Annotated in this window: 7 protein-coding genes; 1 reads left to right on the top strand and 6 read right to left on the bottom strand. The window is 72.8% G+C overall.

The window, feature by feature from the left end; translation table 11 throughout:
- Positions 1-431: 431 nt before the first annotated feature.
- Positions 432-2,810, bottom strand: a complete 2,379-nt coding sequence (locus ACFUJY_RS33150) for a HelD family protein (RefSeq protein WP_383306531.1) — start codon at positions 2,808-2,810, stop codon at positions 432-434.
- 105 nt (positions 2,811-2,915) lie between these two features.
- Here ACFUJY_RS33150 and ACFUJY_RS33145 point away from each other — a divergent pair, with 105 nt between their 5' ends.
- Positions 2,916-3,455: a GNAT family N-acetyltransferase gene (locus ACFUJY_RS33145; RefSeq protein ID WP_383306529.1), complete on the top strand. Its 540-nt coding sequence runs from the start codon at positions 2,916-2,918 to the stop codon at positions 3,453-3,455.
- A gap of 1 nt (position 3,456) precedes the next feature.
- Here the strand turns inward: ACFUJY_RS33145 and ACFUJY_RS33140 are convergent, their stop codons facing one another.
- From ACFUJY_RS33140 to ACFUJY_RS33120, 5 genes are all read right to left on the bottom strand, one after another.
- A complete protein-coding gene (locus ACFUJY_RS33140) occupies positions 3,457-4,029 on the bottom strand; it encodes a GNAT family N-acetyltransferase (protein ID WP_383306527.1) in 573 nt (190 codons plus the stop codon).
- Between the two features lie 21 nt (positions 4,030-4,050).
- Positions 4,051-5,235, bottom strand: coding sequence for a uroporphyrinogen-III synthase (locus ACFUJY_RS33135; protein WP_383306525.1), 1,185 nt, complete (start codon positions 5,233-5,235; stop codon positions 4,051-4,053).
- A 127-nt stretch (positions 5,236-5,362) separates the two neighbouring features.
- Positions 5,363-6,694 (bottom strand): nitrate/nitrite transporter, encoded by a 1,332-nt coding sequence (locus tag ACFUJY_RS33130; protein ID WP_383306523.1) that lies wholly within the window; start codon positions 6,692-6,694, stop codon positions 5,363-5,365.
- A 130-nt stretch (positions 6,695-6,824) separates the two neighbouring features.
- Positions 6,825-8,090 (bottom strand): acyltransferase, encoded by a 1,266-nt coding sequence (locus tag ACFUJY_RS33125; RefSeq protein WP_383306521.1) that lies wholly within the window; start codon positions 8,088-8,090, stop codon positions 6,825-6,827.
- A complete protein-coding gene (locus ACFUJY_RS33120) occupies positions 8,087-10,213 on the bottom strand; it encodes a glycosyltransferase (protein WP_383306539.1) in 2,127 nt (708 codons plus the stop codon). Before ACFUJY_RS33120 ends, ACFUJY_RS33125 begins: the two co-directional genes overlap by 4 nt.
- Positions 10,214-10,248 lie beyond the last annotated feature (35 nt).

Genomic DNA, 10,248 nt, shown 5'->3' with positions numbered 1-10,248 from the left:
GTCACGCGGGGGGTGGCGTCGCCCACCCCCCGCGTGACGGCCGGCCCTAGCTTCATTGCTATGCGCGTCCGAAGCCCGAGCAGGCCCGGCAGCGGACACGCCTTCCGATATTCGCACCTACCGACGAGTAGCCGTTAATGACTGTCGCAGCGCGGAAACTGTTTTCCACCATACGAGAGAGAGTCCCGCAGCGGAACCCCTGCCCGGGAACGCGAAGAGGCCCGCGCCACCGGAAGGTGACGCGGGCCTCTTCTTCAGTTGACGACACCGGCCCGCCATGCTCGCCTCGCGGCAAGTGGTCGCTCGAAGCGACTAAGGTTGGGCCCGGGGGCTTGGATCGAGCCGGTGTCACATCCAGGCTAACAAACCACCTGGAAAAGTGATTCCCGCAGCGCGGGTTGACCGGAATCGGCCCTCTCGCGCTTCCCCTCTCAGTCCCTGAGCAGGTCCGGCACCCCGTCCTCGTCCGGCAGGTCCCGCTCGCCCGAGACCACGGTCAGCTGCTGGGTCGCCCGGGTCAGCGCCACGTACAGCACGCGCAGCCCGGCCGGGGACTCGTCCGCGATCTCGGCCGGCGAGACGACCACCGTCGCGTCGTACTCCAGCCCCTTGGCCTCCAGGCTGCCGAGCGCCACCACCCGCTCGCCCAGCTCCGCCAGCCACTCGCGGGCCTGGGCGCGCCGGTTCATCGCCACGACCACCCCGACCGTGCCGTCCACCTCGGCGAGCAGCCGCCGGGCCTCCTCGCGCACGGTCCCGGCCAGGTCGTCGCCCCGCACCGTCTCGAAGCGCGGGACCACGCCCGTGGAGCGGACGGCGGCCGGGGACTCCATGCCGGGCATGGCGAGGGCCAGCACCTTCGCGGCCAGCTCGGCGATCTCCGCCGGGTTGCGGTAGTTGACGGTCAGCGTGAAGTTCCGGCGCGGGCGGCTGCCCAGCGCCTCGTCGCGGGCGGCCGCCGCCTCGTCCGGGTCGGACCAGGAGGACTGCGCCGGGTCCCCGACGATCGTCCAGGTGGCGTGCCGGCCGCGCCGGCCGACCATCCGCCACTGCATGGGCGTGAGGTCCTGCGCCTCGTCCACGATGACGTGGGCGTACTCGGTGCGTTCCGCGGCGAGCCGCTCGGCCCGCTCCCACTGGGTCTCCTCGCGGCGGGGCATCAGCTCCTCCAGGCCGGTGAGCTGGTCCAGCGGGTCCGCCTCGCGCTTGCGCCTGGGGCGGCTCGGGGTGCCGAGCAGCGTGTGCAGCTCGTCCAGGATCGCCACGTCGTGCACGGAGAGCGGCCCCTGTCCGGCGGCGTCCAGGCGCTTGAGGGAGCGCGCGAGCCGGCGCACCTCGCCCTGGTTGAGCGTGCGCCGCGCCCACCGGGCGAGCCGCTTCTCGTCAGCCATCGCGGCGAGCACCCCGCGCGGGGTCAGCTCGGGCCACCAGGCGTCCAGGAACTCGATGAACGGGGTCTCCGTGGACACATCCTCGTCGAACGAGCCGCGCAGCTCCGCCGCCAGTTCCGGGTCGGTGTAGCGGCCCCGGCCGGAGGAGCGGTTCCACAGCGCGTCGAGCAGCAGCCGGCGGGCGCGCGGGCGCAGCAGGTTGACCGGGGCGGTCCCGCCGAGGACGTTGTTGCGGATGCGCCGCAGCTCGTCCTCCTGGAGCTCGACCCGGGCGCCGAAGGCGACCACGCGCAGCCGGGTCGGCGTGCCGGCGGGCCGCGGGGCCTCCTCGGCCTCGCCGAACTCCAGCTGCCCGCCGGCGGGGGCGGTCCGGGGCGCGGGCCGTTCCAGCGCGCCGCGCGCCGCCTTGCGGAGGACGGGGAGCATCCGCGAGGAGCCCTTGATCCGGGCGACGGCGGGCTCGTCGTAAGCGGTGGCGCCCTCGGGGCCCGCCGCGTCGTCGGAGAGCGAGCCGACCGCGCGGATCGCGACCTGGCCCTCCTCGCCGAGCGAGGGCAGCACGCCCTCGGTGTACGCCACCAGCAGGGGCGTCGGCGAGACGATGAGGATGCCGCCCGCGTACCGCCGCCGGTCCTGGTAGAGCAGGTAGGCGGCGCGGTGCAGGGCGACCGCGGTCTTGCCGGTGCCGGGCCCGCCGGAGACCTCGGTGACGGAGGCGGCGGGCGCCCGGATGACCAGGTCCTGCTCGGCCTGGATGGACGAGACGATGTCCCGCATGGTGTGGCTGCGGGCCTGGCCGAGCGCGGCCATCAGGGCGCCGTCGCCGACGACCGGGAGCTTCTCGCCGTCCAGGTACGCGGTCAGCTCGGGGCGCATCAGGTCGTCCTCGACACCGAGGACCCGGCGGCCCTTGGAGCGGATGACGCGGCGGCGGACCACCCGGCCGGGCTCCTTGGGCGTGGAGCGGTAGAACGGGGCCGCGGCCGGGGCCCGCCAGTCGATGACGAGCGGTGCGTAATCGGAGTCGAGGACCCCGATCCGGCCGATGTGCAGCGTCTCGGCGATGTCCGCGGAGTCGTCCTCGCGCACGACGTCGTCGGCGGGCTCGACGGAGGTGTAGGCGCCGTCCGGGCCGCGTTCGCCGTCCTTGCCGAGCAGAAGGTCGATCCTCCCGAAGAGGAAGTCCTCGAACTCGCTGTTCAGCCGGTTCAGGTGGATTCCGGCGCGGAACACCTGGGCGTCGCGTTCGGCGAGCGCTCCCGGCGTCCCCACCTGGCCGCGCTTGGCGGCGTCGGCCATGAGAAATTCCGCCTCGTGGATCTTCTCCTCAAGGCGGTGGTACACCCGGTCGAGATGTTCCTGCTCGACACCGATTTCCCGGTCCCGCAACGAATCGACAGCGGCATCCTGCGCGGCCACCGAGGCCCCCTTCTGACGTGCATTGGGCAGCCGTCAACCCTATGCGACGGGGGGCCTTCGCGCACCTGCCGGGGGCCGTTCGCACCCCACTCGTACGATGGGCGGATGAACGCCCACGCGCGCGACGCCCGCCTGTCGGCCGGTTCCCTGCTCCTGCGCCCCTGGCAGCCGGGCGACCTGGGCGTGCTCCTCGACGCGTACCGCGACCCCGCCGTGCAGGCCGGTTCCCGGGCGCCGGTGGCGGACGAGGAGGCGGCCGCCCACTGGCTGCGGGCCCAGGAGGAGGGCCGGGCGACCGGGCTGCGGCACAGCTTCGCGGTGGTGGACACGGAGCTGGGGTCCGGCCCGGTGGGCCATGTCGCCCTGTCGTTCCCGGAGCCCGGCGCGCCCTCGGCGGAGGTGGGGTACTGGACGGTCGCGACCGCCCGGGGCCGGGGCATCGCCCCGCGCGCCCTCGAAGCGCTCTCCGGCTGGGCGTCCGGGGCGTTCGCCGAGGCCGGACTCGTACGCCTCGAACTCCTGCACCAGGTGGACAACGCGGCCTCGTGCCGGGTCGCGGAGAAGGCCGGGTACGCGCTCACGGAGGTGCTGCCCCCGGCCCCGCCGTGGCCGCGCGAGGGCCACCGCCACACGCGCCCCGCTTAGCTCAGTCCTCCGCGCCGGTCATCGGGCCGTCGTGCAGGATGCGCTGGAAGAGGCGGTGGTCGCGCCACTCGCCGTCGATGTGCATGTAGCGCGGGGCCACCCCGAACTCCTCGAAGCCGCACTTGGCGAGGACCCGTTGCGAGGCCGTGTTGGAGAGCACCGTGCACGCCTCGATCCGGTGCAGCCGCAGTTCGTCCCGGGCCAGCTCGCAGATCCGGCGCACCGCGGCCGTCGCCAGGCCCCGGCCCGCGTAATCCACGTCCACCCAGTAGCCGAGGACGGCGCTGTGGCAGGCGCCGAACACGATGGCGTTGAGGTCGAACCCGCCGACCACCCGGTCCTCGGCGTCGCTGAGCACCCAGGGCATCGAACGCCCCGCCCGCCGGTCCGCGAGCAGCCCGGCCAGCCGCTCGCGCTGGCCCTCCTCGGTGTAGAAGGAGTCGGGGCGCACGGGCTCCCAGGGCCGCATGTACGCACGGCTGCGGGTCAGCGCCTCGGCGCGGGAGGCGGCGTCGGCCATGGTCGTCGGGCGCAGCCGTATGTCCCCGCCGAGCGGGTGGGCATCGTCGATCATGCCCGCACGCTACCGGGCCCGTCAGGCGCCCGCGTGTGGGGCGTCCGCCGCCGGGTCCAGCGCCAGCCGGTATCCGCGTTTGACGACCGTGTGGATCAGCCGGGGCGCCCCGAGCGCGGTGCGGAGCCTGGCCATCGCGGTCTCGACCGCGTGCTCGTCGGTGCCGCTGCCGGGCAGCGCGCGCAGCAGGTCAGCGCGCGAGACCACCCAGCCGGGGCGCCGGGCCAGGGCGTGCAGCAGGGCCATCCCGGCGGGCGGGACCGCGCGCAGCTCGTCGTCCACCAGGACGGCGTGGCCCCGGATCTCGACGCGGTGTCCGGCGATGGGCAGCGTACGGGCGCGGGCGGGCAGTTCACGGCAGATGAGCTGGACGAGCGGGCCGAGCCGGAAGCGCTCCGGCTGGACGGTGTCGATCCCGCGCGCCTGCAACGGCACGGCGGTGACCGGTCCGACGCAGGCCGGCACGATGTCGCCGCGCAACGCCGTGACGACCTCGGTGAGCAGTCCGCGTTCCTCGGCGCGGCCGAGCAGCGAGGCCGCAGCCGGGGCGCTGGTGAAGGTCAGCGCGTCCAGAGCGCGGGCGGCGGTCAGGTCGAGGAGCCGGTCCAGGGGGGCGAGGTCCTCCGGCGGCATCCAGCGGTAGACGGGGACGCCGACCACCTCGGCGCCCGCCTCGCGCAGCGCCTCCACGAAGCCGGGGAGGGGTTCGCCGTGCAGCTGGAGCGCGACGCGGCGGCCCCGTACGCCTTCCTCCAGGAGCCGTTCCAGGACTTCCGCCATGGACTCGGAGGCCGGGGACCACGCCTCGGTGAGCCCGGCGGCCCGGACCGCGCCCTTCACCTTGGGGCCGCGCGCCAGGAGTTCGACCCCGCGCAGGGTGTCCAGGAGCCGGTCGCCGATGCCCCAGCCGTCGGCTGCCTCGATCCAGCCGCGGAAGCCGATCGCGGTGGTGGCGACGACCACGTCCGGCGTCTCGGCGACCAGTTGCTCGGTCGCGGCGAGCAGTTCGCCGTCGTCGGCGAGGGGCACGATCCGCAGGGCCGGCGCGTGCACCACGGTGGCGCCCCGGCGCCGCAGCAGGGTGCCCAGCTCCTCCGCCCGGCGCGCGGCGGTGACGCCGACCGTGAAGCCCGCGAGGGGCCCGTGCGGTGCGTCGTCGTGCTGCCGGCCGTCGTGTGGTCCGTCGTCGTGTCGTCCGTCGTGCATGAGGTACCCGGCTCTCGTCCCGCTGCTGCTCGGTGGTGCGGAGGACCGAGCCTGCCAACACCGCGTGACAGGCCCGGTTCAGCTGTATTTCCCGCTCGTTACGTCGCCCGGCACCGCCCGTCCATCATCACACCCCGGCGTGGCCGAGGCGGGGCTTCGCCGGTACGGCCGCGGCGCGGCGAAGGTATACCGACCAGGTGAGCGCCGAGCACACCGCGTAGAAGGCGAGGAAGGACCAGAAGGCCGCCGTGCCCGTGCCCGAGGTCTGGAAGGACTGGCGGAAGGCCAGGTTGACGCCGAGCCCGCCGAGCGCGCCGACCGCCCCGATCAGCCCCATCGCCGCGCCGGAGATGCGCCGCCCCCGGGCCGCCGCCTCCTCGCCGCGCAGCCCCTGGGCGACCGCCGTGGCGTGGAAGATGCCCGGGATCATCTTGTACGTGGACCCGTTGCCGAGCCCGGACAGCGCGAACAGGGCGGTGAAGCCGACGAGGAACACGGTCAGCGAGGCGATCCGGGAGGCGTACACGACGACGCCGGTCGCGGCGGCCATGGCGGCGAAGTTGACGAGGGTGATGCGGGCCCCGCCGTACCGGTCGGCGAGCCACCCGCCGGCCGGCCGGATCAGCGAGCCGAGCAGCGGGCCGATGAAGGTGAGCGAGGCCGCCTGGAGCGGGGTCCGCCCGAACTGGGTCTGGAGGACGAGCCCGAAGGCGAAGCTGTAGCCGATGAAGGAGCCGAAGGTGCCGATGTAGAGGACCGCCATGATCCAGGTGTGCCGGTCGCGCACCGCCTCCAGCGCGGCCCCGGTGTCGTTGCGTACGGGGGCCAGGTTGTCCATGAAGCGCGCGGCGCACCCGGCGGCGAGCAGGATCAGCGGGATGTACGCGGCGAGCACGATCCTGGGGTGGGTGGCCCCCGCCGTGCCGATGACCAGGAGCCCGGCCAGCTGCACCACGGGTACGCCGATGTTGCCGCCGCCCGCGTTGAGTCCGAGCGCCCAGCCCTTCCTGCGCAGCGGGAAGAAGGCGTTGATGTTCGTCATGGACGAGGCGAAGTTGCCGCCCCCGATGCCGGTCAGCGCGGAGACGGCGAGGAAGGTGCCGTACGAGGTGCCCGGCTCCATCACGACGAGGGCGGCGGTCGTCGGCACGAGCAGGGTGAGCGCGCTGAAGACCGTCCAGTTCCGGCCACCGAACCGGGCGACCGCGAAGGTGTAGGGCACCCGGACGACGGCCCCGACCAGGGTCGCGGTGGAGATCAGGAAGAACTTCCCGGCCGGGTCGACCCCGTACTCGGGCCCCATGAACAGCACCATCACCGACCACAGGGTCCAGACGGAGAAGCCGATGTGCTCGGAGAGTACGGAGAACCAGAGGTTGCGGCGGGCGACGCGCTCGCCGGTCTCCCGCCAGAAGGTCTCGTCCTCCGGGTCCCAGTGCTCGATCCAACGGCCTGCCATCACGCGCCTCCACGGGTGGTCGGGGTGTCGTCCCGAACCTAGGAAGCGCGCGTTTCGGTGCCGTGCCGCGAGGTGACCCCGCAGGCAACCTTGCGCTCACCGGGCCGGGCCGGACCCGGTGAGCGGGCGGTCACGTACGGGTGCGGGCGGTTCCGTTGGGCCAGAGCCTCGGTCGGCGCCCCGCGGCCAGGTCCTCGACCCAGCCGACGGCGAGGATCATCAGCCCGAGCAGCGGCCAGACGACGATCAGCGCGAGGGCGTTGTCCGCGCGGTCGATGTAGGTGCCGAGGTGGTCGCCGACCCAGGGCACGTCCCAGAGCAGGTCGATGAGCGGGAAGGTGGCCATCAGCAGCATGTTGTGCCACAGGTAGATGGTCACCGCCCGGTTGTTGGCGAGGGTGACCAGGCTGTCCCACCCGGCCAGCCGGCCCGGCAGTTCCCGCCAGGAGGGGGCGTACTGGAGCAGGATCATGCAGAATCCGAGCGACCAGGTGGCCTGGGCGAGCGGGATCTCGTCCAGGTTCCAGCCCTCCTCGGTGAGGTGGTGGGCGCCCCACCACAGCGCGAAGGCCATCAGCATCGCGGCCAGCGACACCGCGAGGTAGCGCGGGACGGTTTTCAGCAGCCCGTCGTTGTGCGCGAAGCCGAGAATCCAGCAGGAGCCGAACACCGCGAAGTCCACCAGGCCCTCGCCGGTCGCACCGGGCACGGTGACCAGTCCGGTGCCGATGACGGCGGTGAGCCCGATCGGGGCGAGCAGGGTGGCCCAGGGCAGCTTCCGGAACGCCTTGAGCAGCAGCGGGGAGGCCAGGACGAACCACAGGTAGGCGCGGATGTACCAGAGCGGCCCGATGCCCTGCTCGGCCCAGGAGGTTTCCAGCCAGCCGCCCTCGGAGCCGTTCTCCCAGGGGAAGGGCGGGGTGCCGATCGGCAGGATGTAGCAGCCCAGCTTCAGGAACCACCAGATGCCCTCCTCGCGCACCGGTTTCCAGCCGAGCAGGAAGACCACGGGCACGACGACGGCGGCGAACGCCCACATGGGCGGCAGCAGCCTGCGTACGCGGGAGCGGATCACGCTCCACGCGGGCCGGGCGAGCGACCGGGCCATCAGCGATCCGGCCAGGGCGAACATGACGCCCATGGACGGGAACACGACGGTCAGCCAGGCCCAGCCGAAGAGGTGGAAGACGACGACCCGGACGAGTGCGACGGCCCGCAGCAGGTCGAGGTAGCGGTCCCGGCCGGCCTTGGCGGCCGGCGCGGGGGCCGGCCCGTCGGCCGGGACGGGCTCGGCGGCGGGGGCGGGCTCGGCGGCGGGGGCGGGCAGCACCACGCGCAGCGCCATGGTCCGGTCGTCCGCGTGCGGCTTCCCGTACGACTGGTGTGGGTGCGTCATGCGACGGGCCTCCGCTCGTGGGTGCGGGCACGCGGGGACGGCATCGCACCGGGCGCGTCCACGACCCCCGTACGACGCAGCTTCTGCCAGCGCAGCCGGCCGCCGGTGAGAGCGGTGATCCAGGACTGGAGCAGCACCACGTACATGAGCTGCCGGTACAGGACCTGCTGGAGGGGCAGCGAGAGCAGATGGGTCATGCGCTCCCGGTCGAGCCGGAAGGCGTACGCGGCGCACACCAGCTGCACCGCGAGGACGCCGAGCCACGCACCGACGGTCTTCTCGGTGGGCCCGAACACGAGCCCGTACAGCAGGAAGACGTCGATGAGCGGGGCGAGCAGCGGCGCGACGACCATGAACAGCGAGACGAACGGCAGTCCGACGCGGCCGAACCGACCCGAGGGCCCGCGCTCGACGACCGCCCGGCGGTGCTTCCAGATCGCCTGCATGGTGCCGTACGACCACCGGTAGCGCTGCGACCAGAGCTGCTGCACGGTCTCCGGCGCCTCGGTCCAGGCGCGGGCGTTCTCCGCGTAGACGACGCGCCAGCCGTCCCGGTGCAGCGCCATCGTGACGTCGGTGTCCTCGGCGAGGGTGTCCTCGCTGATGCCGCCGACCCGCTCCAGCGCCTCGCGACGGAAGGCGCCGACCGCGCCGGGGATGGTGGGCATGCAGCGCAGCACGTCGTACATGCGGCGGTCGAGGTTGAAGCCCATCACGTACTCGATGTGCTGCCAGGCGCCGATCAGCGAGTCGCGGTTGCCGACCTTGGCGTTGCCGGCGACGGCCCCGACGCGGGGGTCGCCGAAGGGCTGCACCAGTTCGCGGACGGTGGTCGGCTCGAAGACCGTGTCGCCGTCCATCATCACGATGATCTCGTTGCGGGCGTGCGCGATGCCGTTGTTCAGGGCGGCGGGCTTGCCGGCGTTGCGCTGGCGCACCACCCGGACGTTGGGCAGCCGCATCCGCTGGACGATGTCCGCGGTGCCGTCCGTGGAGCCGTCGTCGATCACGATGACTTCGACCGGATAGTCACTTGCCAGGAGCGAGCGCACCGTGTTCGCGATGCACTTCTTCTCGTTGTACGCGGGCACCAGGACGGTCACCGTGCGGGTGACGGGTTCGCCCCAGCGGAAGCCGCGTCCGCGCACCCGGCGGGCGTGCACGAAGGAGAGCACCAGCATCAGCCCGAAGCGGGCGAAGACCAGCACGCCGATCACGGCGAGCCCGGCCACCATCACATCGGTGATGTGCTCCGAGACGCCCACGGCCCAGACGAACGCCTTGCCCTTCCAGAGCGCGAAGCCGGTGACCGGGGTGTGCGCGCTGGGTGCGCCGAGCGCGTCGGTGAGGTTGGCGAACCGGTAGCCCTGCTTCTGCATCTCGGGCAGGAACTTCCCCAGGGCGGTGACGGTCTGGGACCGGTCCCCCCCGGAGTCGTGCATCAGGATGATCGCGCCCTTGCCGTGCTTGGGCGTGGCCCGGTCGATGATCGCCCGGACGCCCGGCCGCTTCCAGTCCTCGCTGTCCGTGTTGTTGACGACGGTGAGGTAGCCCCGGCTGCCGATGTACTGCGTGACCGGCCAGGACTTGTTGTCCATGGCGTCGGCGAACGAGGAGTAGGGCGGCCGGAAGAGCGAGGTGCGGATGCCCGCCGCACCGGCCAGCACCAGCTGGTTCTGGGACAGCTCCCAGTCGATGCGGCCGGTGGACTGGTAGGAGAGGTCGGGGTGGTTGAAGGTGTGCAGCCCGACCTCGTGCCCCTCGTCGACCATGCGCTGGACCAGGTCCGGGTAGCGCGAGGCCATGGTGCCGGTGACGAAGAAGACGCCGTGGGCGTCGTACTTCTTCAGCTCGTCCAGCACCTTCGGCGTCCACTCCGGGTCCGGGCCGTCGTCGAAGGTCAGCACGATCCGGTGGTCCGGGATGCGCAGGGTCTTCGCGGGCTCGGTGGTGGACCGCGCGTCGATGACCGGTCCGCCTTCCAGCACCTGGTCGGGCACCCGGTCGGTCGCGACGGGTGGCCGGATGCGGTGGTCGGCGAGGATCTCGCTGTGCACGTAGCCACGCAGCATCAGCATGGCGAGCAGGGCAACGAGGAAGAGGAGCGGCAGCATGTAGCGCATGGGGAGTCTGCGCCGGCGGGTCTGCTTCTTCCGGT

The organism is Streptomyces sp. NPDC057249 (assembly GCF_042669245.1).
Lineage (GTDB): Bacteria > Actinomycetota > Actinomycetes > Streptomycetales > Streptomycetaceae > Streptomyces.
Note: the sequence above shows the minus strand (reverse complement) of the source record. Positions and strands in the feature narration are given on the sequence as shown.